Raw genomic sequence first — 26,880 nt, 5'->3', positions numbered from 1 at the left:
ATTTTTTTTTGGGTTAGTATGGTGGTAATACAATAATTAGTATTTTAAACTAGATCCCGCGATCAAGTCGCGGGATGACAGATTCAAAAAATAATATACTTCTGATAAATGAAAAGTAGCTAGACACAGTTTAATTTGGAAAGAGCAAGGAGTCTGTAAGCCGAGGAGTGGAGCATATACTTAATACGTGAGCATCCGAAGACTTACCAAAACAACGTAGCCAATTTTCCAAATTAAACGAGTATATTCACAATTTTACGAGGAACGAGGATAAGCTTCTTCGGCTCTTTCCCTTCTAAAAACTTTTGTACCTTTGGCAGACTGACGGTAACTTGCTTTATTTCATCTTCACTTACGGAAGTTTTAAACTCATAGGTATCACGGAGTTTGCCGTTAACCTGCACTGCCATAATATATGTATCTAACTCTAGCATTGATTCATCAAATGCAGGAAAAGACAAATTATATAATCGCTCTTTATTGCCAAGCTTTTGCCAAATTTCTTCCGTAATATGCGGGATAAAAGGATTTAGTAGCTGTACTAAAACATTAAAGCCATGCCTTACGGTTTTAACATCAATTTTATCTTTGGATATTTCAGCAGATATAGCATTAGAAAGCTCGCGCATACGTGCTATTGCTCTGTTTAGGGCAAAATGCTTTATATCTTCGGCGACGTGCTTTATTGTAAAATGTACTAACCTATTAAGCTCTTTATTAACCTCGCTATTCACATCATCTTTTAAAGAATCTATCGCCTTAAACATATACTCAAGCTTATTAATAAAACGTGAGCAGCCTTCAACACCGCTTGCCGACCATTCTAGATCTTTCTCAGGCGGACTATCGGACAGTACAAAAAGCCTAATAGCATCTGCCCCATATTGCTCTTGCATTGTCTCAAGATCAATGAGATTCTTTTTAGACTTACTCATCTTTTCAATGCGTCCCTGCACTACTCTATTATTGCTTTCTTTATGAAAAAATGCATTACCCTTTTTAACTACTTCTTCAGGATATAACCAATTATTATGTTCATCTTTGTAAGTGGCATGCAGCACCATACCTTGAGTAAATAGCCCTTTAAAAGGCTCTCGAATGCTTACGTAATTCTGTTCGTTCATTACTTTTGTGAAAAACCTTGCATATAATAAATGCATTACCGCATGTTCAATGCCGCCTATATATTTATCAACCGGTAGCCAGTAATCACAAGCTTTTTTATCAGTCATCTCTGTAGCATTGCTATTGCAATATCTCGTAAAATACCAAGATGATTCAAAAAATGTATCAAAAGTATCGGTTTCACGCACAGCCGGCTTATCGCATTTCGGACAATTAACATGTTTCCAACTAGGATGATGATCAAGCGGATTACCGTGACCGTCAAAATTGACATCATCAGGTAAAGTAACGGGTAAGTCTTTGTAAGGTACAGGCACTATGCCACAAATTTCGCAGTGAATCATAGGAATAGGACATCCCCAAAAGCGCTGCCTTGAAATCCCCCAATCTTTTAGACGATAATTTACGCTGCTTTTACCTATGCCTAGTTTCTCAAATTCTCCGATGACTTCTTGTTTTGCTTCGTGACTAGTTAAGCCGTTTAGAAAATCCGAATTAATTAAAATGCCATCTTCCGTATAAGCGGTCTTTTGTACATCCATATCTGCTTTAATGACTTGTTTAATAGATAAATTCATTTTGACAGCTAATTCATGGTCACATTTGTCATGAGCAGGGCAACCAAATATTGCACCAGTTCCATAATCCATTAGCACAAAATTAGTAATAATAACCGGTAAAACTATATTTAAATCGAAAGGATGAGTAACAAAAAGACCGGTAAATACACCTTCCCTTTCAGCCTTTTCTAGTTCGCTACTTCTTGTAATATGCGACCATTGAGTTATAAAAGCGAGTATTTCAGGTGTTTTAGAAACTAACCGCTCTATTATCGGATGATTAAAGGCAATTCCTATAAAGCTAGCACCAAAAATGGTTTCAGGTTTGGTTGAGAATACTTCTATAGTAGTCTCTTCATTATCCTTAATTTTGAAATGAAAATTAGCACCTATCGATTTACCTATCCATTTCTCTTGCATAGACCGAACAGCTTCAGGCCACTCTTTTAAATTCTGAATTTCGTTTAATAATTCTTCAGCATAATCGGTAATTTTTAAGAACCATTGCTTTAAATAACGTTTTACAACTATTGCACCTGAACGCCAACCACGCCCGTCTACAACTTGTTCATTCGCAAGCACGGTATTATCAACCGGATCCCAATTAACAAATGATTCTTTTTGATAAGCAAGATTTCGTTCATAAAGCTCTAAAAAGAATTTCTGCTCATGTTTATAATACTCAGGATCGCAACTATTTATCTCTCTAGACCAATCATAAGAAAAGCCCATAGATTTTAGCTGCTTTTTCATATTCTTGATATTAGAATATGTCCATTTTTTTGGGTAAGAATTATTTTTTATTGCGGCATTTTCGGCAGGTAGCCCGAAAGCATCCCAGCCCATCGGATGAAGCACATTAAAACCTTGCATAGTCATAAACCTTGCAATAACATCACCTATAGAATAGTTGCGTACGTGACCTACATGGATTTTACCGGAAGGATAAGGCAGCATTTCAAGTACGTAATATTTTGGCTTGCTACTCGTGTTTGATACCTCAAAAGCTTTTTCTTCTTGCCAAATGTACTGCCATTTTTGTTCTATTTGGTTCATATTTTTTTAATTTATATACTGTATTGTCATTGCGAGCAGTCGTAGACTGCACGGCAATCTCATCAAATATCCTGAGATTGCTTTGTCAATTACTCCGTAATTTCCTCGCAATGAGGGCAATACTGTTATTACCTCACACTATTAATATATATCTCTCTAGCTTTTCTTAAAATTTTATCTTCAAGCGTGATAGCAAGATTTGAGGTGTTTTCATTAAGTACCCATTGTTTATTTTTAAGCATTTCTTCAAATACTTTCACTTCGATTGAATCAGGGCTGATTACATCGTCTTTAATAAATATATTTATTTTAAATCGAAAATTAGGATTAGAACGTGGGCTATACCATTCCGTAATAATCACACCGCCGTTTGAGTCGGCTGATGCAAGAGGAGCAACACTTATAGTCTCTAATGCTGCTTGCCAGAGATATTTATTAACTGAACCTCCTACAGCTTTAGTAGATTCATTCTTAACCCTACCCGGTCTAAAAACTAATCCTTCTTCACCTGCTATAGAACCTACTTCGTCCCATTTCTGCTCTCGTTCTGTTTTTGGATAATCACCCGCTAAGATACTAGTACTTATTGCACTAAGTATAATTACAAAAAATAATCCGATAATTTTCTTCATAACCAATATTTAATTAGTGTGCTTGAGGGAAATAATAGAGAAGCTTTAGCTATTAGTCAAAAATTATTTCTTCCCACCGTTCTTTGGCATTGTTATATGGCTCAAAAAAACCCACTCGATGTCATGCCCGCATAGGCAGGCATGAACATATGGCAGATTTAATTATTTCTCAGAAATAAATTCAAAACGTGGAATATTTTTGTCGTGTAATAAAACCTTTTCGTTAAACATTTCAAGCGGCCTTACCCAGAAGCTGGAAATTATCATATAACTCTTGCAAAGTTTCAGTATGTTTTGCAGTATCTATAACTTGATATAATTTTTCTTTGTAATGCTTATATATTCCGGTTCTCATAACACTTACACCTTAACAGGCATGACGACAAAAATATCTTTAGGATTCTCAGGAAATTTAATAAGTACCGGTGCTGAAACATCTGCAAAATATAGTTCTACTACATCCGATTTCACTGCTTTTAAGACATCTTCCAAATATTGCGGGTTAAAGCCTATAGCTAAAGACTCATCACTATTATATTCATAAAAACTTTCCTTATCTTGTGAAGAATTAATAACCTCTTTTGCATTACCTCTTGCTTCACCGACGGCACTAATCTCTAAGGTTTCACGAGATAACGATAATTTTACTGCTCTAAATTTTTCAACGGTTATTATCGCTATCCTTTCTATACTATCTGCAAACATTTTTCGATTAATTACTAATTTTGAGCTGCTGCTTTCCGGAATAAAAGTACTATAATCAGGGAAAGTACCGTCTATAAGCTTTGATAGCATACTAGTATTTTCGTTACATATAAATTTAATCTTATTGCTACTTAATAAAATTTCTATATCTTCATTTATATTTTTAGGATCTTTAATGATTTTTAAAATTTCCTCTGCACTTTTTTGGGGTAATATAACTCCAAAATTCTTTATTTGTTTTTCTAATGTTACCCATGAAATCGAAAGTCTATGCCCATCGGTACTTGCCGAACAAAACTCTTTGTCTTTTATGTGTAAATAAACACCGTTTAAATTATAACGAGTTTCATCTAAAGAAATCGAAAATTTTGTCGATTCGATTATTTTAGCAAAATCTGTGCAAGAAATTTTAAAACTTGCTTCAGGATTAATACTATCCATCGCAGGAAAAGAACTAACCGGCAAAGTAAATAAATTAAATTTACAATTTTTTCCTTTGATCTCAAGTCCCGTTGTACCGAGATCTGTTAATGTAAGCTCGGAATCCGGAAGTTTTCGGACTATATCATTTAGAGTTTTCGTAGAAACGGTACATTCACCTTCACTTACTACCTGTACTGCTATTTTTTGACTTAAGTACAAATCCATATTAGTAGCACTAAGCTCTAGATTGCCATCTTTTGCCGATAATTTAATGTTTGCATATTCAGGTGTAACATTACGTTTTTCAACAACGGAACTTGCAAACCCTAGGGACTGAACTAATGTTTTTGTTTCAACTATTAATTTTAACATATTGTTATTCTCTTAATGTTCCTTGAAATTTTTGTGAGATGGCAGCAACTAAATCTTTACTGAACGAATTTAAATCAGTATCAGATAACGTCCGATCATCTGCTTGTAACTCTATTTTAACCGCTATAGATTTTTTACCTTCAGGTAATTTATCACCACTATAAATATCAAATAATATAACTGATTTGATAAGCTTTTTATTAAAATTATTTATATATGATATTATTTCACCGACTCTATGATCTTGACCAACAATAAATGCGTAATCTCTAAAATTAGCTTGGAAATCCGATACTGCAAATTCGTCTTTTTTACCAAATTTAGCTTTTATCAATGGCAAATTCGTAATATTTAGCTCGAATGCAAATATTTCCTGATTAATATCGTAATATTTCAAGATTTTAGGATGTATCTGCCCAAAATGACCTAATAAATTTTTACCAAGCCCTATATTTACTGCTCTAGTTGGATGATAATATTGTGGCAATGCTGTCCCATTTGTTGCTATACATTTATCTATAGATAGTCCTGCATAATCAGCTACCAACTCTAAATCGCCTTTAAGATCAAAAACATCATAGCCTCGTCCAAGCGAATGAGGGTTTTTATTATTATATGAACCGCTTATAATTGCCGTCAAATAAGTTGCTTCCGTATTTAAATCTATAAAACTTGGTCCAACTTCAAAAAAAGCCATATCTTTTATAGAGCGTGCTAGATTTTTACTTACTATACTTAACAAATTCGGCAGTATAGTAGGACGCATATAATTGTCTCCTATGCTAATAGGATTAAGCAAAAATAACTCTTCTTTTAATTCAGCAAACAACTTTGCATCTTCACTACTCATAAAAGAGTTAGTTACTACCTCATCATAGCCTTTGCTTGCTAATATCCTTTTAAAACTAGATATTCTTTTATGCTCTCTTAGCTTATTATTATCTTGGTCTAGTTCAGGTAATTTTATACTCTCTATTTTATCATAGCCGTAAATACGAGCGATTTCTTCAGCTATATCTTCTAAAATAGTTATATCGTGACGCCAAGAAGGAGCTATTACCTTTATAATCTCACCTTTAACATCCGTAATAAATCCTAGTTTATTTAATATGGCTTCTATCGCTTTGATATTTAGTTTAATTCCTGTAATTTTTTCTAAATAACATGCTGAAAAATCTAAAGGTTTTTTTTGTGACTCTTTTTCACCGACTTTCACTACTTCCGATACTTCACCGTTTCCGCATATTGACAAAATAAGATTAGTTGCTATATCCAAAGCCTTTTCCGTAAAATTTCTATCGATATTACGCTCATTACGATATCGAGCATCCGTATCAATTTGGAACCTTCGCCCGCTAGCTGCAACCATTTTAGCATTAAAACAAGCAGCCTCGAGTATTATATTAGTCGTACTATCAGTACAACTACTATCAGCCTCGCCAATGACACCGGCCAGACCTTGAATACCGCTTTCATCTTTTATAACTAAATCATTTTCTGTAAGTAAATATTCTTTGCCGTTTAGGGCGTGGCATTTAGCTACGTCATTGCGAGACTGCAAAGCAGCCGTGGCAATCTCATTTTGTTGTCCTGAGATTACTTCGTCGCTATGCTTCTCGCAATGACGTGCTACAGTAATTCCCCCTTTTATCCTATCTGCATCGTAAGCATGCATCGGCTGTCCAAAGCTATAGGAAATATAATTTGTTACATCCACTAAGCTTGAAATAGTGTTTACCCCAACATTTTTTAATAATTTCCGTAACCAATCAGGGCTTGGTTTATTTTTTAAATTTCTTATCTCTCTAAAAGTAAATAACGGACAGGCTTCCTTATCTTGCACGTTAAGCTTCATTTTAGAAATAAATGTACTCTTTATTGCCGAAATTTCTAGCTCTTTAAGTATTCCTATTCCTTTAGCTGCTAAATCTCTTGCGATGCCGTAAACTCCAAGTGCATCACCACGATTAGGAGTAACGTTAATAACAAATATAGGATCATCTAAACCGTAATATTTAGTAAAATTCTCTCCAACTACGGCATCTTCAGATAGCTCTATAATCCCTTCAGACTCTGAAGCTAGCAGTAATTCCTCTTCAGAGCAAAGCATACCACAGCTTTTTTCACCTCTAATAACAGATTCCTTAATCTTAAATTTACCGTTTGGTATTTCTATTCCGATATTTGCAAGTACTACTTTTATACCTGCTCTTGCATTACGCGCACCACAAACTATTTGCAGCATACCGCTTTTAGTCTCAACATCACAAAGCTTTAATTTATCAGCTGACGGGTGAGGTTTAATATTTGTAATATATGCTACTTCAAACTTTTGTAATTCCGCCGCTTTATCTATCACCTCTTCCACTTCAAGGCCAATAGCTGTTAGGGCTTCGGCAATTTCAGTAACTGAAGCCGATGTCTCTAAAAATTGTTTTAACCATGATAACGTAAATTTCATTTCGTAAGCCCTCCTGCTAAATTCGGTATATCAAAGCTCCCAAAATTATAATGTTTAAGCCAACGCATATCGCCTTCAAAAAATTGTCTTAAATCTTTGATATTATATTTTAACATTGCAAAACGCTCTACTCCAAGCCCAAAAGCAAAACCTTGATACTCGCTGCTATCGATACCAACATTTTTAAGCACGTTTGGATGAACCATCCCGCAACCGAGGACCTCAAGCCATGTATTGTTTTTATTCATCCGAATATCAACTTCGGCAGAAGGTTCGGTAAATGGGAAAAAGCTGGGTCTAAAACGTAATTCAATATTAGAATTTTCAAAAAAGCTTTTTATAAATGTCGTGATAACATATTTTAAATGTCCCATATTGATATTTTTATCCATAACAAGCCCTTCTATTTGGTGGAACATTGGCGTATGCGTCATATCCGAATCCGATCTATAAGTCCTACCCGGTGCTATAAACCTAAAAGGCGGTTTGCCGTTTTTCATAGCTCTAATCTGCACTGTTGAGGTATGAGTACGTAATAACAGCGGCTTATTATTTTCCTGACTTTTCAAATAAAAAGTATCATGCATTTGCCTTGCGGGATGATCATCTTCAAAATTGAGAGCGGTAAAATTATGAAAATCATTCTCGATATTCGGTCCGTTTTCTATAGTAAAACCAAACTGCGAAAATACTTGTATTAACTCCTCACTACATTGTGTTATTGGATGAATAGAACCTTGTTTATATCTCCGTGCAGGGATTGTTAAATCAATTTTATCGGCAGCAAGTTTAAAATTTAGTTCCTGCTCCTCTAAAATTTCTGCTTTTGCTTTTATTATATTCTGTATTTTATCTTTTAATTTATTGATTTTTAAGCCAAATTCTTTACGTTCCTGTTCATTTAAACTACCTAATTTTTTAAGCTCACCGGTCACTATACCATTCTTGCCTAAAAATTCTACTTTATATTCTTGCAGAGCTTTTAAGTTTTGTACTAATAAGATTTTGTCCTCAGCAAGCCTTAATATTGTTTCTATATTTTCCATGATTGTTTTTTTGTTTTTGATTTTTTATTGTAAGGTAGAACGTCATTGCAAGCGGGCATTGTTGCGTGGACCTGTTTATCCGTCATTACAAGGAAATCGCATAGCCATTGATAAAGCAATCCAGTTAAAAATTCTGTAAATCAGAATTTTTGTAATTATTTTCTGGATTGCCACGTCACCTACGGCTCCTCGCAATGACGACCTTCAGTATCTACACAACAATACCTCCCTGCAATGACGTTAAACCAACATACACTTCATATAATTCTCTTCTATCGCCACCAACTTCGCTTTAAATATCTGCCCTATTTCTAAAGGTTTATCTAGCTTTACCGGAATAAAATTTTCGGTATGGGCAATATTATTATTCTCTACTAATAACTCCACTTTCTGTCCTATATGTTTTTTAAAGAATTCGGTCAACTGGTTTTGCCCTTCTTGCCTTAAAATTGCTGCCCTTTCTTTTCTTATATTTTTAGGTACTTGTGGCATACGTGCTGCAGGCGTTCCTTCTCTTTCCGAATAAGGAAAAACATGTAAATATTGTAATTCCGCTTCTGAAATTAATTTTCTTGTATTTTCAAACATTTCAGGGGTTTCAGTCGGGAAACCAGCTATAATATCCGCACCAAAAGATACTTCCGGTCTTATTGCCCGCAGCTTCCGACAAAACTCTATTACGTTTGCTCTATTATGACGTCTTTTCATACGTTTTAATATCATATCATCACCTGCTTGCAAGCTAATATGAAAATGCGGCATTATCCTTTCACTATAAGCTATAAGCTCAAAAAGTTCATCATCTATTTCTGCAACATCTATTGAAGATAATCTAAGCCTCTTTAATTCAGGGACTAAATTCAACACTCGTTTAATCATTTGTGCGAATGTTGGACTTCCTGGCAAATCACTACCATAAGCCGTGACATCGACACCGGTAAAAACTACTTCTTTAAAGCCGTTTAATACCAAATGCTTTACCTGCTCTACTATAGCTCCTATTGCTACTGATCTACTTTTTCCTCTACCATAAGGGATAATACAGAAAGTACAAGAATGATCACAACCGTTTTGTACCTGAATAAAAGCACGAGACTTACAGTCAAAGCTACTTACTAAATGACTTGCCGTCTCTTTCACCGACATTATATCGTTAACTGTTATTTTTGCATCGGTAATTTGGTAGTAATTAGGTAATAACTTCTCTTCATTACCTATAACTTTGTCAACTTCCGGCATATTACCGTACATTTGCGGACTTGTTTGAGCACTACAGCCGGTAACAATAATTTTTAAATCAGGATTATTTTTTTTAGCCTTGCGTATAGCTTGTCTTGCTTGTTTCTCAGCTGCTTTAGTTACCGCACAAGTATTGAATATTGCTACATTATCGATACCCGACAATTCCAAGTTTTTTCGTATTATCTCACTTTCGTAAATATTAAGTCTACAGCCAAATGTTACTACGTTTTGTCTTAAATTATTGCTCACAATAATATTCCCCACGTGCTACAAGCGTAGCTGCCCCTTGCATTATTATATTACCGTTTTCTTCTTTCATAGTAAGGTTACCGTGCTTAAAGACTATAGTACTTGGTGAATGAATAAAACCGCGCTTTAAACCAGCAGCAAAACTACCGCAAGCTCCGCTTCCGCAAGCAAGGGTTAACCCTGCCCCCCGCTCCCAAACGGATAAATAGATTTTATTATCTTTTACTTCAGCAAAATTAACGTTTACCCCATCTGCGAATAATTCCTTAGCCTGCAATCTTTCACCGACAATTTTTTGATCTTGAGGTTCTAACTTACTAAAAATAACTACATGCGGATTACCTATATCAACGCAAATAGTTTCCTTTAAATCAATCATATAACGCTCTGCAAATTCCCAAACTTTATCACGACTTGGCATCCAAGCTTCATTAAAACTTACGCTTCCCACATTAACGCTAATATTATTTTCATCATTGACATTACATAGCAATTTTTTATTGCCTACCATTACGGTAATATCTTGCTTTCCCGTATCAAGATAAATTAACTTGGCTAAACATCTTGTAGCATTACCGCATAATTTAGCACTAGAGCCGTCTATGTTATATATAATCATTTCATAAAAATCATTATGCTCTTCATAAATAATAAACTGATCGCAACCAATACCTGTATGACGCTCAGCCATATTTTTTGCTAACTGCGATAAATCATATGAACTTGATAAATCTCGTTTGTTAACAATAACAAAATCATTACCAAGACCATGCATTTTTACAAAATTAATTTTACTAATCATAATATTTTACATATTAGGAAATTGTATTATAGCAAATTTCTTGGAATTTACTATAATGAAGTGATGATATATAAAAATATAGACTATTATGCTAATTTCACGTTTCTTAGACCCTAAAAATAACTATGCATTTTTAAAAATTTTCGGTACAGAAAAAAATAAGGATATACTTATTCATTTTCTAAATAACATTTTAGGTTATACGGGAAAAGAAATAATTACCGAAGTTACTTTTTTAAAAAAATCTAAGGTTCCGACATCGCTGCTTATAGACAATCTATAGTTGATGTATTATGTAGAGATAAATACGGTACTCAATTTATTGTAGAGATGCAGGTCAGCAAAAACATCCAGGTTTTGAAAAACGAGCTCAGCTTTATACAGCAAAGGCCTATTCAAGAAAAATAATAAACAAAGATGAAGATCATAAAAAAAATGGCAGTATATGCAAAACTTCGAGGAGTACTATTCTTAGCTATTGCCGATTTTATTTTATTGCCCGACAAAAAAGATTGGAGATCAAATCATAGATTACTTGATACTAAAACTTATGAGAATGACCTACAAGATTTTTATACTTTGGATCAAGCTAGTTGGTCTGAAAAAGAGTTAAATACTTATGAAAAAATGATAAAAACCGAAATGGATAATCTAGCCGTAAAAGAGCAGAAAATTATGGATATTGAAGCTAAAGGGGACGCAAAACAAAAAATTTCTATAGCTAAAAAAATGTTAGCAAAAAACAAACCTTTAGATAAAATTATAGATTTTACCGGTTTAACAGAAAAAGAAATCGAGCAATTAAAGTAATGAAGATCCTTAATATTATGCTAAGTCGTGACCTTGGCGGCATTCAACAAGCATTTTTAGATTATAGCACTGCTTTAGAGATGCAAAAAATTGAGGTTATAAATATCACTTCTTACAAGGCAAAAATAAATTCCTTTCTACACAAACAAAGCTTAAAACTACCTAATATAGTACCGTTTGATTTACTCTCGGTACTTATTTTTAAGTATATAATTCATAAGACTAAACCCGATATAATTATAGCACACGGTAACAGAGCAATAAATTTTAGTAAATTTGCTAAATCACAAAATATAAAATTAATTGGTATCGCTCATAATTATAGTTTAAAAGGACTACGTAAATGCGATTTTGTTATTGCCTTGACGCATCATATGAAAGAATTTTTATTAAAAAATCACTTTGCCGAATCTAGGATATGCATCCTACCGAATATGATAAATATCGCTAAAGACTTTATTCCAAATAAAACATATAGAAAACCTGTCGTAATTGGTGTACTAGCAAGATTTGTAGCTAAGAAAGGTATTGATGTTTTTATTAAAGCTATCAAAATTTTAAAAGAAAAAAAATATGATCTTCATGCAGTTATAGGTGGAAGCGGCGAAGAAAAAGATAATTTCATTGCTTTAGCACATAAACTTAATTTACAAGATCAAATATCATTTACGGGATGGATTAACGATAGAGATAAATTCTTTAAACAAATAGATATTTTTTGCTTACCGTCTCTTCATGAACCGTTTGGAATTATAGTGCTTGAAGCAATGGAGGCAAGCATGCCTATCGTTAGTACAGATACTGAAGGGCCTGCAGCAATCTTAAACGACATGCAAGACGGGCTTATTTGTAAAGCCGGCTCTGCTGAAGATTTAGCAGCAAAAATTGTCTATCTAATAGAGAACCCTATAAAAGCAAAAGAATTTTCTAAAAACGCCTACCTTACTCTCAAACAAAATTATGAAATTAAAGTTGTTTCTGAAAAGTTACAGCATATTTTAGAAAGCTTCAGATAAGATGAATTTAAGGGTGAGCCTACACAGCTTATAAAAATACGTGCACACACAAGTGAATCCTGCAAAATTCACTTATATCAAGCTTTCTAAAATATGCTATAGCAACATTATTACGTAATTATAAAAATAGTTAGTTGAACAAATAATAGTCTATATTGACATAAAGGTTTAAAGATTCATAATTAATATTAAGTAATTTATTTTAATGAACCTAATCGATGAACTTCATATGCCGATTTTGCATTTACTTAAAATATATTCTCGTTTTATCGATGTCATCATTTCTTCTATGTGGTTGTAATGCAAAACACGATAATATTCCCCCTAAACTCTCATTACCTACTACTTGGAATAATTATTCTCTAGAACAAAATAATAATGCATCCTCCAAGTGGTGACTGCAATTTAACGATCCGGTGTTAAATAACCTAATCGGAGAATCTTTAACCAGTAACTCCGATATTGAGCTGGCAATGAGTAATGTGCTAGCAGCGAAAGCACAGCTTAATCTTATTAATTCTTATAGATTTCCACAAATCAATTTACAAGGCGGAGCAAATCAAACAAAAAACAGTAAAGAAACAAAAGCACCGAATGAACCGAAATTCTCTAATAATTTGAGGCTAGCAAGCGTGCTTAATTACGAACTGGATTTATAGATGCAGCCGCCAACGCTAGCGAATCAGCTAAAAAACTTTCCTTGCAAGTGAGTATAACAAGGCAGCGGTACTTTTATCAGTTATAAGTAACGTCACTATAAGTTACTTTAATCTTTTAGTATTAGACAAACAAATCTATCTAACTGAAAAGCTAATTGAGGCTCAAACGGAAATTTATAAATTAAATCAGAAATTATATAATCTTGGCATAGGTGATTTAATATCGGTTAGTGAAGCTGCTTCCGAGCTTGCACTTATTAAGTTATCATTGCCGCCTTTAAAACAACAAAGACATGAGCAGGAAACCACTTTAAAAATTTTAGTAGGTAGAATTCCTGAAAATATAGTAAACGGCTTAATTTATCGTAATAAACCAATAGATTACTTCCTTGCTCTACCGGTATTACCTAAAATATTACCATCAGAGCTTTTAGAGCAAAGACCGGATATTAAAGCAGCAGAGCAGAATTTACTAGCAACAGATGTAAACTTAAAAACAATAAAAGCTACTTATTTTCCACAAATTTCTTTAACAGGCTTATTAGGATTCGGTAGCAATAAACTTAATACTCTGTTTACTAACTCAGCTGAGACTTGGCAGGTAGGCGGCAACATAGCAGGACCTATTTTTGATTTTGGCAAATAACAATGCTTAAAACAATAATGCAGAATTTGATATTGATAACATTACTAGTACTCAATAGTAATATTAGTAGTTTGGGTAATAAAACATCATAATAAAAGCAGTAAACAAATCACTATAGCAGCTCCAGTTGAGGTAACACAAGTTATCAGAAAAGACGTATCTGATGTGATAGAACTTGCAGGAGTAGCTGAAACTGACCAAAGTGCCGATATGCAATCTCAAGTTACGGGCCAAATATTAAGTGTAAATTTTGATGACGGACACGAAGTAAAAACAGGTGATTGATTATATGAAATCGATTCTCGTCCTTTTCAAAATCAATTACAGCAAGCACAAGCAAATTTACTAAGTGATACTTATAACCTTGAAGATGCTATAAAAGAAAAGGCAAGATATCGTGCTTTATACGAGGAAAAAGCTGTTTCGGAAGAGCAATATTTACAGATACTAACTAATATGAATATGCTTAGGGCCACCGTGGAACGCGATAAAGCAATTATTGCAGACGCTAATTTACAAATCGAGTATTCAAAAATAGTAGCTCCTTGTGATGGTAAACTTAGTGAGAGTAATGTGGATATAGGTGATTTAGTATCGCCGGATTTTGTCCGTCTAGTAACTATCAATACTAGCTCGCCTATTTATGTCAGCTTCTCCGTACCTGAAAAATATCTCGAGCGTATTAATAAATCTCAAAAATCTAATCATTTAGCTTTGACGGTTAGAAGACGGTGAGATCGTTTTTGTCGATAATTCGATTGATCCAAATAGCGGCACTATCAAAGTTAAAGCAACACTACCTAACCAAAACGAAATATTATGGCCGGGACAGTGTGTTCGTGTATCCCTAACGATTTACATCGAACAAGAGGCTTTAATAGTTCCGTCTAAAGCCATGCAAACTAACGCTCAAGGTCCTTATATATTTGTTGTCGATCAAGATAATAAAGCCGTGGTCAAGAATATAGATATAGTGTTTTCTAATGATGGTTTTATTGTTATTAAAAGCGGTATAGATGAGGGAGAAACGGTAATCACCAACGGGCAGCTACGATTATCTAACGGAGCAGAGGTGAGTGTTAGGGAGGAGTAGTGTCAAATCGTCATTGCGAGGAAATTACAAAGTAATTGACGAAGCAATCTTAGGAGTTTGTCATTATTTCATGAAATTGCCACGCTGCTTACAGTCGCTCACAATGACGATATGTATGACAGAAAAAATCCATAAAACAGGAAAAAATAATTGGGTATTTCAGAAATATTTATTAAGCGTCCGGTTCTTGCTACTTTATTCATGGCAACTATTTTGCTGTTTGGAGCATTCGGCTATAGGATATGACCAGTAAGCGTTTTACCTGATATCAACTGCCCGACTATTCCGGTTTCAGTAAGCTTGCCTGGAGCTGACCCTACTACTATGGCATCTTCAGTTGCATTACCGCTTGAAAAGCAATGCTCAACGATATCAGATATTGACTCGATGAGTTCGGTTAATAGTAACGGTACTACTCAAATTACTTTGCAGTTTAATTTAGACCGAAATATAGATGCAGCGGCACAAGACATACAAGCAACTACCGAACGACTTACCTACCCCGCCCTCATATTGTAAAGTAAATCCTGCCAACGCACCTATATTTTATTGATCTTTAACCTCTGAGATTCTTCCCCTTATATACCGTGGACTATTACGCCGAAACAATTATGGCTGAGCGTTTATCTATGCTGCCGGGTGTTGCACAGATACAAGTTTACGGCTCACAGCAATATGCAGTGCGTGTGCAGATTGACCCTGTTAAAATGGCAGCAAATAATATAGGGCTTGACCAAGTATCAAACATTATCATCTCTGCTAACGTTAATTTACCGACCGGAGCTTTTTATACGGTACAGATATCTACTCAAGCATTAGAGCCCCTGGACAATTACAAAATGTTAAAGAATAGAATGAGTTAATATTAACTTATAAAGACGGTAATCCGCTTTTTCTTAAAAATATTGGGAAAGCCATTGATAACGTAGCTAATAATAAAATAGCCGCTTGGTATAGGGATAAGCCGGGAGTAATACTTGCTATTCAAAAACAACCGGATACTACTAATACTATTGAAATAGTCGACTCTATAAAAGAAGTATTGCCGTTGCTTCGCAGGCAAATCCCTGAGGGCATTAATATTAATATCATGTTTGATAGGTCAATTTCTATATCAGAGCATCGGTAAATGAGACCAATTTTACTATGCTACTCACTTTAATACTCGTAGTGATTGCTATATTTCTCTTTCTACATAACTGACGGTTCGTGATTATTCCGACTATTGCCCTTCCTTTATCAGTTTGTCGGTACTTTTGCCTTTACAATATCTATTCGGTTATAGCATCGATAATATGTCTTTAATGGCTCTAACGCTTGCGATGGGTTTTGTCGTGGATGATGCAATAGTAGTGCTTGAAAATATCACACGACATAAGCAGGATGTATTAACGGTACTAAAGAAATAGGATTTACTATCATCTCAAGGACTTTATCCCTAATGACGATATTCATCCCAATATTATTTATGAGCGGAATTTTAGGGAAGCTACTGCACGAACTTTGCCGTTGTTATTACTACCTCTATTTTACTTTCGGGAGTTATCTCGATAACCATAACTCCTATGTTATGTAATGTGTTTTTGAGGGATCGTCATTGCGAGGAACGTAGTGACGAAGCACTCTCAGGGCAACCAACCGAGATTGCCACAGCGCCTTTGATGCCTCGCAATAACGACTTACCACTAACCGAAAAAGCCTTTGAATATGTCAAACAAACATATGGTAGCAGTCTAAAAACAGTAGTAGAGCATTCAAAAACTACTATGCTTATATTTTTCTCTTAGTAATCATCGCAACGGCTTATTTATTTGGGAAAGTACGCAAAGGCTTTATGCTTTATGCCTTATTCCTATACGGGACAAATCTTAGTTTTTACCGACACCGCGCAAACTATTTCTTTTGATGCGATGGTGCAAGAACAGCAACAAGTAAGTGATGTATTACTTAAAAATCCTAATATAGATTCATTTTTTTCTGCCGTAGGTGTTTCAGGTAGAAACTCTGCCGTAAATCAGGGTACGATTTTGATTAGCTTAAAACCTTGTGATCAAAGAATAGGAGCTGACGCCGTTATAGATCAGTTACGTTCAAAACTAAATCATTTAATAGGTTTAAGGGTATATATCCAGAACGTACCTACTATTACGATCGACGGACCAGCAACCAAAAGCCAATATCAATATACTATGCAAGAACTCGATCAAGATGTGCTATTTAGCTTTGCACCGAAATTAAAGGACAAGCTCGCACGACTGCCAGGTTTTATTAACGTAACTTTGGATTGACAAATAGCACAGCCATAAACTTTAGTGCAGATTGATAGATATAAGGCTGCAAAACTCGGTATATCAGTCGAGCACGTCCAGAATATCTTATATGCCGCTTACGGTGCTGAGCAGATTTCCACATTATATACCCCAACAGCTCAATATGACGTTATTTTAGAGCTAGATCCTAAATATCAAACAGATTCATCAATGTTATCTTTAGTCAATATTAACTCCACAAGCGGCAATTTAGTAACGCTAACTACCCTTGCTAAAATTGTTAACACTGTTGGCCCGCTTAGTATTTCACATTTCGGGCAATTACCTTCAGTTATGGTATCATTTAACCTGCAAGATGGATATTCAATTAGTGATGCCGTTCCAAAAGTTAATCAAGCAATAAGAGCGTTACAAATGCTGGCTACGATTACGGGAAGCTTCCAAGGAACAGTGCAGGCATGTCAGTCGTCTTTTTCCGATCTTGGCTTATTGCTTGGACTTGCCGTTATAGTTATTTACATCATCCTTGGCATGTTATATGAAAGTTTTGTGCATCCTATAACTATACTTTTAGGACCACCTACCGCTATATTGGGAGCATTACTCGCTCTACTAATATTTAATAGCGAACTTGATATGTACGGATTTGTCGGACTTATAATGTTAATCGGTATAGTGAAGAAAAACGCTATCATGATTATCGATTTTGCCTTAGAACTTGAGAGAACTGGCAATCAATCTTCGGCATGAAGCAATTTATGAAGCATGTATAATACGATTCAGACCAATTATGATGACTACCCTAGCTGCCTTAATGAGAACTATGCCTATTGCGCTTGGAGTCGGAGCAACAAGAACAGAGAGAAGATCACTAGGACCTGCAGTAGTGGGAGGTTTACTCACACATTGCAATTACTTACTCTTTATACATCACACCGATAATTTGCCTATATTTAGAAACAGCTAAGAAATGGTTAAAGCATAGCAATTATAAAGCTGAAATTAGAAACTATCCGGAATTAAATTGGAAATCTTAATGTTGTTGTATGGCACGAGAAACTCGTTCGGCGTTATCCCGTGGCTTGACCACGATATCCAGAAAATAACTAAAAATACTAATAATATTAGTATTTTTGACTAGCTCCCGTGGACAAGCTACGGCGTGACAGTGGTATCAAGCGTGTTCAGTATTCGGCATCGTGTTCTCTTCTCCAGTAACCGTAATTTCATCACTATCATAATTAAATGTGTCCGTTGTAGAAGGAGTAGACGGTACAGGCGATGTGCTTACTAACTCATAAGACTTTTGATCTAAATAGTCTCTTACTTCTCGTTTACCAAACAATTCCATAGCATCATTTTTATTCCTTTCTTTTATATATGCTTCAGGAATATATGCCTTAATATATTCCATATCAGATGCGTTTTTTAATAAATAAGGTGATACAAATTCTAGTATGTCCTTACCGCTTCTTTTATAATTAGCAAATGAGTAAGCAACACAAATACCATAGTCATTTAATAAATGCTTGTGTCTTGTCTGTTGAATGTTGTTTTGCAGATTCCACAGCTCTTAAAGCATATAATATCTGTTCTCTTGTTGCTTGAATAGAAACATCATCTGAAGCCATACCGTAAGCTTTTTCAAGCTCTTGATCTTTTTAAAAATGTAATTTTTTTGTTAATTCTTTTATTTCAGTAACAATAGGGTTTTGAAGGCCTTTTATAAAGGTAAGACTAGCAGTACTTGCTGAGAGTTTACTTTTCATAATATACCTATTAATAAATTTAACATATTTCTATATTTAAATATTAATTTTTATTAATAAGTAATAAACCTATTGGTAGTGATAAATATATCATATCAGAGATTACTGTATATATCTAAAGACTAGAGATTTCTGCTTTTAGCTAAGAATAGGCTTATTATATCGAACAAGCATTACTGCCGTTATCATCATCTTCAAGGATAAATTTTTGCTTTACCTTAGAATTGTTATTATACGGCTTACTATTTTTTACCGGTGGATAATTTACAGGCTCATAATTTGTAACGGGCGGGGCATAATTTTGATTTACTACAGCATTTGGACAAGTATATTTTGATATATCACGCTTAGTTTCTCTAAGCATGGCTTTTATCTGATTTAATTCCTCTTGTATCTTTTTTTCTTTATCGCTATCGTCTTTTCTAACCTTTTTATTCGCTCTACTTAAAGTCATATCATCATCGGATTCAGCGAAACCAGCTTCTGCTTTTTGCCTTGCTATATCCCTTTTAATCATCTTAAGATACATTTCACGATTTCTCTTTACAGGATCGATTCTTTCTCCTCTTAAAGGACTATCACTATCATAGTCATCATCGTTATCATAATCAAGATTATCTTCTACTATATTCTTTTTAGCCAAAGTAATATATTTATTATTATATACAGGTTTTCTCTTACCGCCCTTAGCACCTTTGCTATCAACCAATCTGTTATTTGCTGATCTTTGAAAATAGCTTCTAAAATTATCTGTACAAGCTGAAAGTAAAAACATTCCTAAAAATAATATTATAATTTTTTTTAACATATATTTATATTATTCCAAAACTTTTATTAGACTTCCTGTACAACTTAGCTAATAAGAAGGCATTTGTAGAAGACACGGAACACAGCACCGCAGCGTACGCTTTGGTACGTGAGGATACGAGTAACGGATCGACGCACAAATGACCCTTAGAAGCAAGTTATGCAGAAAGTCTAATATGATTAATGCCACATAATAGCAAAACTTGCAAGAATAAAGAGCCGAACTGCTATGTGCTTAATTAAAGTATTGTTATTCTGAGGTATTTTTGGTCTTGTTGTATGTCTCCACCCCGTCATTACAAACGACTAAAAGGAGTGTGGCAATCTCAGGACTTTAGCACGAGATTGCTTCGTCAAAACTTACAGTCTTTCCTCGCAATGACGGAAAACAAAATCTAAATCACCTCTTCTATTAGGTTACTTAATAGCTTATGCCCTTCTTTTCTTCTTTTTAATAAATTTTGTGAAGCATCCTCTAATATTTTTGGATTACTTATCAACTCGAGTATTTTATCTGCTAATTTTCCTGCAGAAATATTATTCTGCTCTAAACACCATCCTGTTTTTTCATCTTCCAATAATTGTGCATTGTAATGTTGATGATTATCCGCAGCACTAGGTAGTGGAATAAAGATTGCCGGCAACCCTATATAGGTCAATTCTTCTATAGTAGATGCTCCTGCTCTTGAAATCACTAAATCGGCTTCTTTATATTGCAATGCAATATTATCAAAAAATTCAGCAAATTCATAGGTAATGTTTAATTTCGAGTATATATCCTTTATTTTTACTTGATCATCTAATGCCACTTGCTGGATTATGTTTAATTCAAGACTTGGCTGTTTTTGCATCAAAATTTGGATACTTGCAGGTATCAGCTCTGAAAATAACTTAGCTCCTTGACTACCGCCAAAGATGAATATTGTAAAAAGCTTGTCATTCCGTGGCTTAACCACGGAGTCCAGTGCTTTTATTAAAGACTTTTTGGACCCCGTGGTCAAGCCACGGGACGACATTTCTATAACCTTTAATTCCCTAATATTCTCTCTAACTACCCCACCGGTAACTACTATTTTACTTTTTGCAAATTCCGGTAAATTCTTTATTTTTTCATAAGAACTAGCTATCTTTTTAGCAAAGCTTGCAAAAAATTTATTAACTTTTCCAAGGTAAGAATTCTGTTCATGAATTATAATCGGTACTCTTAAAAAAATTGCCGCAAACATTGGAGCTATAACAGGATAACCACCAAACCCTACAGTAACGGAAGGCTTCATATTATATAATAATTTAATAGCCTTTAAAACTGCAATTGATAACCTAGGTAAAAACAAGAAAATATTACCTGAGCGTTTTAAATCTAGGATATGAAAAATTACTTTCATATCCTGCTTTATATATTGTTTGCATCTTAAATCAGTAATAAAATGAACTTCATAGCCACGTTTGATTAATTCTTCTCCAAGAGCAACTGCCGGAAAAAAATGTCCCCCCGTCCCTCCTGCTACCAAAATGATTTTTTTCATATTTCAATATTACGAATTTTGTACGAATTTAATGGCGTTCGGTATCTTGTAAAGCCAAGAAGCATACCGGTAGCGATAGCTATTGCAAGCGTTGAAGAACCACCGTAACTAATAAACGGTAATGTCATACCTTTAGTAGGAAGTAAATGTAAAGTCACACCCATATTAACTATTGCCTGAAGCCCTAATTGTGCAATTATACCGCTAGCAGCGAATTGTACAAATTTATCTGTTTCGTTTAATAACTTAATAAGACTTCTTAATACTATAAAAGCAAATATACCTATAACAATAAGGCAAATAATAGCTCCAAACTCCTCACCTGCTACAGCAAAAATAAAATCCGTATGCGAGTCGGGTAGTACCTGCTTGACTGCCCCCTCCCCTGGACCTCGTCCATATAACCCGCCATGCTCAAACGCCTTAAGAGACTTACTAACTTGATAATTCTCGCTACTATCTGGATCTAAAAACGAATTAATTCTTTGCATTACGTGCGGTAACCAAAAATAAGCAATAGTTACTCCTATCATTCCTAAAAAACCGGCTAAAACAATCCAAAGTATCGGCATACCCGCAATAAACAGTTGAATACCAAAAACTGCCGTAATCATTACAAGCATTCCAAAATCCGGCTGAATAATTAAGAGAATAGCAACAATAGAATAAAGTATTACACAAATCGTAAAACTTGGAAAATCATCATTAAATTTTAGCGATAATATCCAGCCCGTAACAACTGCAAAAAACGGTTTGATAAATTCCGAAGGCTGAATAGATAGACCTAGAATATTAATCCATCGCACTGCGCCTTTTACTTCATAGCCAAAAAATTTAACTGCTATTAATAAAACTATACTAGCAATAAATCCAACTATTGCAAAACGCCTTAACCATTTTTTATTAAGACATGAAAATAATAATATAAGTCCTGAAGCGGCAGCTAAATAAAATATTTGTCTAGATGCAAAATAACTTTCTTCAAGACCTATTCTACTTGCTACTGCTGAACCTGAGGTAGTCACAAGCATTAGACTAAAAGCAAATAAGATAATTAAAGAAATTATTATTTGCCTATCGGTACTCCGCCACCATAATTTTATAAAGTTATTAGATATTTCGTTATGCATATTATAGTTATTCAATTATGGCTATATTTATAATGTTATTGCATGGATCGGAAAACACCCTCGATGTCACTCCGTGGCTTGACCACGACATCCAGAAAAACAATAAAAAATACTAATATTATTTAGTATTTTTAACTAGACCCCGTGGTCAAGCCACGGAGTGACAGGACACTACACAATTTTATAAACAACTCGCCACGCTCTTCAAAATTTTTAAACTGATCATATGAGCTACAACTAGGTGCTAACAAGATATTCTTTACCTCCGCGTTATCACCTACTGCATCCTTATAAGCAAGATCGAAAGCCTGCTCAAGATTATCACATATTACACAATCTACTATATTCTTAGCAGTATTTGCAAATATTTCTTTAGCTTGACCATAAAAATAAGCTTTCTTAATATGACTGAAATAAGGCTTTATTTCCTCAATACCACCCTCTTTAGGAATTCCTCCCGCAAGCCAGTAAATATTATCGAGTGCTTTAATTGATTGCACGGCAGATATGGCATTTGTCGCTTTACTATCATTGTAAAAACTTATATTATTTATACTACCGATATATTGCATTCTATGAGGTAAACTTTGAAAACTACTTATAGATTCAAGTATTTTTTTAGGTTCTACTCCTATTATTTTAGCTACTGCATAACTTGCTGCAATATTCTCACAATTATGAACTCCTTGCAGGTTTTTATTAAAAGGTACAGCATAATGCATAAAGCTTGATACAAGCGAATTTTGCAGGTCTTGCCTGTGCTCACGTATTTTTATACACTCCGGCTCCGCAGACTCACCTTGAAATTCATATTGTCTAAAACTTTCTGAATTATGCTGTAATTCAAAACTTATATCATCAAAAAAATTAGCGCTAATTTTATCATCAACTACCGAAATACCGTTTTCAAGAATTTGAGCAACTGAAAAAGGAATTAGCTTTATACGCTGCTCTTGCTGCAATTTTATAAAGACTTCACGACAATAATCATTATCGATATTAATTACCGCATAACTCTCTTGATCCATTCGATCAAAGATCTTAGATTTTGCGGCAATATAGCAGGTCATATCCTGATGTCTATCTAAATGGTCGGGAGTTATATTAAGAAGCACGGCTATTTTAGCTGTAAAGGTTTTTACTAGATCTAGCTGAAAAGAAGACAATTCAAGTACATATCCATCCTTACTTACTTTAGCTTGCAAAGCAGAAACTCCAATATTACCGGCAACCGGATAGTCTAAACCGCTACTATTTAAGATATGGCTTATTAAAGCAGTAGTAGTACTTTTACCGTTTGTACCGGTTATAGCTATAAATTTTAAGTTTTTTGATTTTGCAAATAATAAGTCTATATCGGAAGTGATTGGAATATTAAAACTTTTTGCAATATTGACTATCTCATGCGTTAAAGGAATTCCAGGACTTAAGACAATTGTATCTAAATTTTGCCATCTTGAATCAGATAAAGCAGCGATAGCAGTTTTACTATATAATTCTTCAAATATATCTCTATTTGCTTTTAAATCATCATAAACAATTACATCATATTTATTTTGCAATTCCTCGTAAACCGATATACCGGTTTTACCAAGCCCAAAAACACCTATTTTTTGTTTTGTATGAGAATTCATGAATTAATTTGAAAAAACATTGCAGTCTTAGTATTCAAGAACAGGTATACTTGATTAACTTCAAAAAGAGCAAGGAGTTTACAAGTCGAGGAGCAGAGCATATACTTAATACGTAAGCACCGCAGATCTTGTAAAACGACGTAGCCAATTTTTGAAGTTAATCAAGTATACTAATGCATGTCCTGCATTAATGCTTGTTCACCTTCATTAAATTCACCTTGTCCTTTTACATTACTGTAAGTTGTTTTGCTATGCCCAGGATCAGGTAAATAATAATGAGGCGGAACTTCTAGTGCTTTAGCACGCTGTACTTGATACTCATTAGGTCCAACTGTTGATATACCTACGGTTTCTTTTAACTTTTTACTACAAGCAGAAGTAATTAATAAAACAGTAAATAATACAAAAATCTTTTTCACTTAAACACCTATAAATTAAAATTAAAATAGCCTCCTTGCAAAATGAACTTCTAGAGGTAATTTGTACGTCAATCCGGTACTTGAATCCTCACGTAGGTCTACTACGCTACGGTTCTGCGTTCTGTGTTTCCTTCAAATTCCTCTCTATAAGTTTAATTTTGCAAGGAGGCTATTTTATCGTTACCACCCTTATCGGTATTACGAATTTTTTCAGCCATAGCTTCAATTTGAGCATTATCATAATTCCCTTTAGCCTTTTCTTCAATAACTTTTTTAGTACTATAATAATCTTCTATTAAGATAATTACTCCTATTGTAATAAAGCAATCAGCTAAATTAAATACGGGGAAGCTATAATTCTGATAATGAAAATGGATGAAGTCAAAAACTGCTCCTCTAAAAAATCTATCAATTAGATTACCAACAGCTCCGCCGATTACAAAGCTATAACCGGCAAAGCTTCCGATCGTTTTTGAACGTATCATCAAATAATATAAATAACAGACAATAATCGTGTTCGTTATTAAGAAAATAGCATTGCTATATTGATAATATTCACGCATTAGACCAAAGCTAATACCGTAATTCCAAGTATAAACCATATTTAAGAAAGAAGTAACCTTAAGCATTAAGTCCGGCTTCCATCTCAAATTATCAATAAACCACCATTTACTTAACTGATCAATAATCACTAAGGTTATTATTATACGACTACTACGAGCAAATGTGAGATATAGTTTTTTTAATAGTGGGAGCATAATTGTAAATGTCATTCCCGCGAAAGCGGGAATCCAGAAAAAATAACCTTAATATTAATACAAAATTATATATTTGATAAAATAAACCTATAAAAAACAAGTTTTTTATAGGTTTTACTAGATTCCCGCTTTCGCGGGAATGACATAAGAGTCGTACAACACCAAGTTGATTACGATATGACAAGGATTCACTCTACAATGAAACTGTAGCTGCTTTATCAGCTTGCAATTCCTTATCAAGCTTAACACTTAAAGTTTTTATTTCTTTTTTAAATTGTTTAAATTTCTCTAAATTTTTTCCGTTTAATTCTATACCCGGTGTTGTTTTAACTGACATAGGATTAACATGTTTGCCATCAATTTTAACTTCATAATGTAAATGTGAAGCTGTAGCTCTGCCGGTACTTCCAACATATGCGATGATTTGTCCTTGTTTTACGATACTTCCCACTTTTAAATTTTTTGCAAAATTTGAAGCATGCGCATAAGCAGTAGATAGCGTACCGCTATGTTTTACCTGAATAAATTTTCCATAACCCGACTTCCAACCTATTTCTGTTATAACTCCGTTTCCTGCGGAATATATAGGCGTACCGGTTGGAGCTGCAAAGTCAACCCCCCTATGCATTTTAGTATAACCGAGTATCGGATGCTTTCTATTACCGTAATGTGAAGAAACTTTTATAACTTTTAGCGGAGTTTTAAGTAAGCTTCTTTTTACGCTTTTACCGTCTTCGGAAAAAAATGCATGATTATTTGCGTTATTATCATGAGAATAACGATATATATTATATTCTTGCCCTGAAAGATTTAATGAAACATATAGAATTTTACCGTGGTGGAAAAATTTACCATCTTCCGTTACGTATTTTTCCGTTATTACGGTTGCAGTATCACCGCGTTTTATTTGACGCTGAAAATCGATTTGATAAGCATAAGCATTAATCAGCTCTATTATACTGTTATCCGATAAGCCCAGTTTTTTAAGAGCTGACATAAAATTTGCCTCAATACTTACCGACGATTTAGCAACTTTTTTACTTAAAGGTACTACAATTTCTTCAACTTTAAAATTATCACCTTCTCTAATTACTTCAATAGTTTTTAGCTTATCGATAATTATAACGATTTTATTTAAGAATGCTACCTCTGAGGTTAAATCTTCATCCTCGTTTTCGATAATTTTTGTTTCATATTCAAAAGTAATTTGCTGCCCTATTTTAAGAGCAGAAGATAATTTTCCCTCCTTTATTAAACTTACAATTTTGTCTATTTCATTTTTAGGGATATGTTGTTCTATCAAAATTGACTTTATAGTATCGCCTTTTTTTACTACTACTTCTTTAAATGAAATTGTTTCTTCTTCACTACTATCAGGTTGTACTAAAGTTATAGATAAAGTGTTGTTAACATAATTATTAACAGCAAAAGAGACAAAAACAACTAATCCTATAAATAATAATAAGGAGGCAGAGGTGAGGATTTTCCTGAGACGTGCACTAATAAAAGATGATGGCAATATGCCATTAAAATCATAAGATAGTGCGGTATCATTCATTAAAATTGCTCTGAAGATTATTTGAATCAATTTTTCATTACTAGTAATAATATGAACTATATACAAACAAATTACAATAGAAAATTGTAAAATTTTGTTTTATTTCTGTCTT

Annotated in this window: 27 protein-coding genes and 8 pseudogenes; 17 read left to right on the top strand and 18 right to left on the bottom strand. The window is 34.1% G+C overall.

Annotated elements, in window-relative coordinates; all coding sequences use genetic code 11:
• Positions 1 to 140: 140 nt before the first annotated feature.
• Positions 141 to 237, top strand: a pseudogene (locus ABVF33_RS03575) (palindromic element RPE5 domain-containing protein); the annotation flags it as partial.
• On the opposite strand, the gene leuS reads toward ABVF33_RS03575, so the two are convergent.
• The 9 genes from leuS to dapF all read right to left on the bottom strand — a co-directional run bounded on the left by leuS (position 234) and on the right by dapF (position 10,673).
• Entirely contained in the window at positions 234 to 2,741 is a 2,508-nt protein-coding gene (leuS, locus tag ABVF33_RS03570; protein WP_499706287.1) for a leucine--tRNA ligase, read from the bottom strand. The pseudogene ABVF33_RS03575 and the gene leuS sit on opposite strands and share 4 nt — an antisense overlap.
• Positions 2,742 to 2,869: 128 nt before the next feature.
• On the bottom strand, positions 2,870 to 3,373 hold the full coding sequence (locus ABVF33_RS03565; protein WP_004995768.1) for a DUF3576 domain-containing protein: 504 nt from the start codon (positions 3,371 to 3,373) through the stop codon (positions 2,870 to 2,872).
• A 162-nt stretch (positions 3,374 to 3,535) separates the two neighbouring features.
• Positions 3,536 to 3,604, bottom strand: a complete 69-nt coding sequence (locus ABVF33_RS03560) for a hypothetical protein (RefSeq protein WP_499706441.1) — start codon at positions 3,602 to 3,604, stop codon at positions 3,536 to 3,538.
• A gap of 1 nt (position 3,605) precedes the next feature.
• Positions 3,606 to 3,728 (bottom strand): DUF1653 domain-containing protein, encoded by a 123-nt coding sequence (locus ABVF33_RS03555; protein WP_012262374.1) that lies wholly within the window; start codon positions 3,726 to 3,728, stop codon positions 3,606 to 3,608.
• Positions 3,729 to 3,733: 5 nt separating this feature from the next.
• Positions 3,734 to 4,873, bottom strand: coding sequence for a DNA polymerase III subunit beta (gene dnaN, locus ABVF33_RS03550; protein WP_499706286.1), 1,140 nt, complete (start codon positions 4,871 to 4,873; stop codon positions 3,734 to 3,736).
• 4 nt (positions 4,874 to 4,877) lie between these two features.
• Positions 4,878 to 7,334, bottom strand: a complete 2,457-nt coding sequence (pheT, locus tag ABVF33_RS03545) for a phenylalanine--tRNA ligase subunit beta (RefSeq protein WP_499706285.1) — start codon at positions 7,332 to 7,334, stop codon at positions 4,878 to 4,880.
• The gene (pheS, locus tag ABVF33_RS03540; RefSeq protein ID WP_499706284.1) at positions 7,331 to 8,380 is read right to left on the bottom strand and encodes a phenylalanine--tRNA ligase subunit alpha; all 1,050 of its coding nucleotides are present in this window, start codon (positions 8,378 to 8,380) and stop codon (positions 7,331 to 7,333) included. Before pheS ends, pheT begins: the two co-directional genes overlap by 4 nt.
• Positions 8,381 to 8,620: 240 nt before the next feature.
• Positions 8,621 to 9,886 (bottom strand): tRNA (N(6)-L-threonylcarbamoyladenosine(37)-C(2))-methylthiotransferase MtaB, encoded by a 1,266-nt coding sequence (mtaB, locus tag ABVF33_RS03535; RefSeq protein WP_499706283.1) that lies wholly within the window; start codon positions 9,884 to 9,886, stop codon positions 8,621 to 8,623.
• Positions 9,861 to 10,673: a diaminopimelate epimerase gene (gene dapF, locus ABVF33_RS03530; protein ID WP_010977213.1), complete on the bottom strand. Its 813-nt coding sequence runs from the start codon at positions 10,671 to 10,673 to the stop codon at positions 9,861 to 9,863. Before dapF ends, mtaB begins: the two co-directional genes overlap by 26 nt.
• An 88-nt stretch (positions 10,674 to 10,761) precedes the next feature.
• Here dapF and ABVF33_RS03525 point away from each other — a divergent pair.
• The 15 genes and pseudogenes from ABVF33_RS03525 to ABVF33_RS03455 all read left to right on the top strand — a co-directional run.
• Positions 10,762 to 11,483, top strand: a pseudogene (locus ABVF33_RS03525) (Rpn family recombination-promoting nuclease/putative transposase).
• Positions 11,483 to 12,499, top strand: a complete 1,017-nt coding sequence (locus ABVF33_RS03520; protein ID WP_499706282.1) for a glycosyltransferase family 4 protein — start codon at positions 11,483 to 11,485, stop codon at positions 12,497 to 12,499. The pseudogene ABVF33_RS03525 and the gene ABVF33_RS03520 overlap by 1 nt, the downstream one beginning before the upstream one ends.
• A gap of 416 nt (positions 12,500 to 12,915) precedes the next feature.
• Positions 12,916 to 13,158 (top strand): TolC family protein, encoded by a 243-nt coding sequence (locus ABVF33_RS03515; protein WP_499706281.1) that lies wholly within the window; start codon positions 12,916 to 12,918, stop codon positions 13,156 to 13,158.
• An 82-nt stretch (positions 13,159 to 13,240) separates the two neighbouring features.
• A pseudogene (locus ABVF33_RS03510) lies at positions 13,241 to 13,426 on the top strand (TolC family protein); the annotation flags it as partial.
• On the top strand, positions 13,427 to 13,804 hold the full coding sequence (locus tag ABVF33_RS03505) for a TolC family protein (protein ID WP_499706280.1): 378 nt from the start codon (positions 13,427 to 13,429) through the stop codon (positions 13,802 to 13,804).
• A gap of 294 nt (positions 13,805 to 14,098) precedes the next feature.
• Positions 14,099 to 14,539, top strand: a complete 441-nt coding sequence (locus ABVF33_RS03500) for an efflux RND transporter periplasmic adaptor subunit (protein WP_499706440.1) — start codon at positions 14,099 to 14,101, stop codon at positions 14,537 to 14,539.
• 1 nt (position 14,540) lies between these two features.
• The gene (locus ABVF33_RS03495) at positions 14,541 to 14,897 is read left to right on the top strand and encodes an efflux RND transporter periplasmic adaptor subunit (RefSeq protein WP_499706439.1); all 357 of its coding nucleotides are present in this window, start codon (positions 14,541 to 14,543) and stop codon (positions 14,895 to 14,897) included.
• Between the two features lie 258 nt (positions 14,898 to 15,155).
• Positions 15,156 to 15,416: pseudogene (locus ABVF33_RS03490) on the top strand (efflux RND transporter permease subunit); the annotation flags it as partial.
• Between the two features lie 92 nt (positions 15,417 to 15,508).
• A complete protein-coding gene (locus ABVF33_RS03485; RefSeq protein WP_499706279.1) occupies positions 15,509 to 15,760 on the top strand; it encodes an efflux RND transporter permease subunit in 252 nt (83 codons plus the stop codon).
• The gene (locus tag ABVF33_RS03480; protein WP_499706438.1) at positions 15,760 to 16,026 is read left to right on the top strand and encodes an efflux RND transporter permease subunit; all 267 of its coding nucleotides are present in this window, start codon (positions 15,760 to 15,762) and stop codon (positions 16,024 to 16,026) included. Before ABVF33_RS03485 ends, ABVF33_RS03480 begins: the two co-directional genes overlap by 1 nt.
• A gap of 127 nt (positions 16,027 to 16,153) precedes the next feature.
• On the top strand, positions 16,154 to 16,306 hold the full coding sequence (locus ABVF33_RS03475) for an efflux RND transporter permease subunit (protein ID WP_499706278.1): 153 nt from the start codon (positions 16,154 to 16,156) through the stop codon (positions 16,304 to 16,306).
• A gap of 32 nt (positions 16,307 to 16,338) precedes the next feature.
• Positions 16,339 to 16,473: a hypothetical protein gene (locus tag ABVF33_RS03470; RefSeq protein ID WP_499706277.1), complete on the top strand. Its 135-nt coding sequence runs from the start codon at positions 16,339 to 16,341 to the stop codon at positions 16,471 to 16,473.
• Positions 16,463 to 17,917: pseudogene (locus ABVF33_RS03465) on the top strand (efflux RND transporter permease subunit). Before ABVF33_RS03470 ends, ABVF33_RS03465 begins: the two are co-directional and overlap by 11 nt.
• 40 nt (positions 17,918 to 17,957) lie before the next feature.
• Complete coding sequence (locus ABVF33_RS03460; RefSeq protein ID WP_081463600.1) at positions 17,958 to 18,134, top strand: efflux RND transporter permease subunit; 177 nt, start codon at positions 17,958 to 17,960, stop codon at positions 18,132 to 18,134.
• Positions 18,135 to 18,203: 69 nt separating this feature from the next.
• Positions 18,204 to 18,305, top strand: a pseudogene (locus ABVF33_RS03455) (permease); the annotation flags it as partial.
• A 36-nt stretch (positions 18,306 to 18,341) separates the two neighbouring features.
• On the opposite strand, the gene ABVF33_RS03450 reads toward ABVF33_RS03455, so the two are convergent.
• Together ABVF33_RS03450 and ABVF33_RS03445 are read right to left on the bottom strand one after the other, a co-directional pair.
• Positions 18,342 to 18,581 (bottom strand): hypothetical protein, encoded by a 240-nt coding sequence (locus ABVF33_RS03450; protein WP_499706448.1) that lies wholly within the window; start codon positions 18,579 to 18,581, stop codon positions 18,342 to 18,344.
• Between the two features lie 512 nt (positions 18,582 to 19,093).
• The gene (locus ABVF33_RS03445; protein WP_012719668.1) at positions 19,094 to 19,744 is read right to left on the bottom strand and encodes a hypothetical protein; all 651 of its coding nucleotides are present in this window, start codon (positions 19,742 to 19,744) and stop codon (positions 19,094 to 19,096) included.
• An 11-nt stretch (positions 19,745 to 19,755) separates the two neighbouring features.
• Between ABVF33_RS03445 and ABVF33_RS03440 the strand changes: the two are divergent.
• Positions 19,756 to 19,884 (top strand): annotated as a pseudogene (locus ABVF33_RS03440) (palindromic element RPE1 domain-containing protein); the annotation flags it as partial.
• A 254-nt stretch (positions 19,885 to 20,138) separates the two neighbouring features.
• Here the strand turns inward: ABVF33_RS03440 and murG are convergent.
• The 7 genes and pseudogenes from murG to ABVF33_RS03405 form a co-directional block, all read right to left on the bottom strand.
• Complete coding sequence (gene murG, locus ABVF33_RS03435; RefSeq protein WP_499706276.1) at positions 20,139 to 21,269, bottom strand: undecaprenyldiphospho-muramoylpentapeptide beta-N-acetylglucosaminyltransferase; 1,131 nt, start codon at positions 21,267 to 21,269, stop codon at positions 20,139 to 20,141.
• Positions 21,266 to 22,399, bottom strand: a complete 1,134-nt coding sequence (ftsW, locus tag ABVF33_RS03430; RefSeq protein WP_499706437.1) for a putative lipid II flippase FtsW — start codon at positions 22,397 to 22,399, stop codon at positions 21,266 to 21,268. The genes murG and ftsW overlap by 4 nt, the downstream gene beginning before the upstream one ends.
• A 131-nt stretch (positions 22,400 to 22,530) precedes the next feature.
• The gene (murD, locus tag ABVF33_RS03425; RefSeq protein WP_499706275.1) at positions 22,531 to 24,033 is read right to left on the bottom strand and encodes a UDP-N-acetylmuramoyl-L-alanine--D-glutamate ligase; all 1,503 of its coding nucleotides are present in this window, start codon (positions 24,031 to 24,033) and stop codon (positions 22,531 to 22,533) included.
• A 170-nt stretch (positions 24,034 to 24,203) separates the two neighbouring features.
• A complete protein-coding gene (locus tag ABVF33_RS03420) occupies positions 24,204 to 24,452 on the bottom strand; it encodes a DUF3035 domain-containing protein (protein WP_004995830.1) in 249 nt (82 codons plus the stop codon).
• Between the two features lie 33 nt (positions 24,453 to 24,485).
• A pseudogene (locus ABVF33_RS03415) lies at positions 24,486 to 24,601 on the bottom strand (palindromic element RPE1 domain-containing protein); the annotation flags it as partial.
• A gap of 3 nt (positions 24,602 to 24,604) precedes the next feature.
• Positions 24,605 to 25,210 (bottom strand): signal peptidase II, encoded by a 606-nt coding sequence (lspA, locus tag ABVF33_RS03410; protein ID WP_499706274.1) that lies wholly within the window; start codon positions 25,208 to 25,210, stop codon positions 24,605 to 24,607.
• 193 nt (positions 25,211 to 25,403) lie between these two features.
• Positions 25,404 to 26,768, bottom strand: coding sequence for a M23 family metallopeptidase (locus ABVF33_RS03405; protein ID WP_499706273.1), 1,365 nt, complete (start codon positions 26,766 to 26,768; stop codon positions 25,404 to 25,406).
• Positions 26,769 to 26,880: the final 112 nt, after the last annotated feature.

Origin of the sequence: Candidatus Rickettsia barbarica, from assembly GCF_041477405.1 — a bacterium.
GTDB lineage: Bacteria > Pseudomonadota > Alphaproteobacteria > Rickettsiales > Rickettsiaceae > Rickettsia > Rickettsia rickettsii.
Note: the sequence above shows the minus strand (reverse complement) of the source record. Positions and strands in the feature narration are given on the sequence as shown.

Bases quoted from the DNA above. Each gene is read 5' to 3' on its own strand.
- ABVF33_RS03520 (WP_499706282.1), top strand. From the start codon at position 11,483: ATGAAGATCCTTAATATTATGCTAAGTCGTGACCTTGGCGGCATTCAA.
- ABVF33_RS03405 (WP_499706273.1), bottom strand. From the start codon at position 26,768: ATGAATGATACCGCACTATCTTATGATTTTAATGGCATATTGCCATCA.
- pheS (WP_499706284.1), bottom strand. From the start codon at position 8,380: ATGGAAAATATAGAAACAATATTAAGGCTTGCTGAGGACAAAATCTTA.
- ABVF33_RS03460 (WP_081463600.1), top strand. From the start codon at position 17,958: ATGATGACTACCCTAGCTGCCTTAATGAGAACTATGCCTATTGCGCTT.
- pheT (WP_499706285.1), bottom strand. From the start codon at position 7,334: ATGAAATTTACGTTATCATGGTTAAAACAATTTTTAGAGACATCGGCT.
- ABVF33_RS03565 (WP_004995768.1), bottom strand. From the start codon at position 3,373: ATGAAGAAAATTATCGGATTATTTTTTGTAATTATACTTAGTGCAATA.
- dapF (WP_010977213.1), bottom strand. From the start codon at position 10,673: ATGATTAGTAAAATTAATTTTGTAAAAATGCATGGTCTTGGTAATGAT.
- leuS (WP_499706287.1), bottom strand. From the start codon at position 2,741: ATGAACCAAATAGAACAAAAATGGCAGTACATTTGGCAAGAAGAAAAA.
- ftsW (WP_499706437.1), bottom strand. From the start codon at position 22,399: ATGCATAACGAAATATCTAATAACTTTATAAAATTATGGTGGCGGAGT.
- dnaN (WP_499706286.1), bottom strand. From the start codon at position 4,873: ATGTTAAAATTAATAGTTGAAACAAAAACATTAGTTCAGTCCCTAGGG.
- ABVF33_RS03470 (WP_499706277.1), top strand. From the start codon at position 16,339: ATGACGATATTCATCCCAATATTATTTATGAGCGGAATTTTAGGGAAG.
- ABVF33_RS03555 (WP_012262374.1), bottom strand. From the start codon at position 3,728: ATGAGAACCGGAATATATAAGCATTACAAAGAAAAATTATATCAAGTT.
- murG (WP_499706276.1), bottom strand. From the start codon at position 21,269: ATGAAAAAAATCATTTTGGTAGCAGGAGGGACGGGGGGACATTTTTTT.
- ABVF33_RS03450 (WP_499706448.1), bottom strand. From the start codon at position 18,581: ATGGAATATATTAAGGCATATATTCCTGAAGCATATATAAAAGAAAGG.
- ABVF33_RS03445 (WP_012719668.1), bottom strand. From the start codon at position 19,744: ATGTTAAAAAAAATTATAATATTATTTTTAGGAATGTTTTTACTTTCA.
- ABVF33_RS03485 (WP_499706279.1), top strand. From the start codon at position 15,509: ATGGCTGAGCGTTTATCTATGCTGCCGGGTGTTGCACAGATACAAGTT.
- lspA (WP_499706274.1), bottom strand. From the start codon at position 25,210: ATGCTCCCACTATTAAAAAAACTATATCTCACATTTGCTCGTAGTAGT.
- murD (WP_499706275.1), bottom strand. From the start codon at position 24,033: ATGAATTCTCATACAAAACAAAAAATAGGTGTTTTTGGGCTTGGTAAA.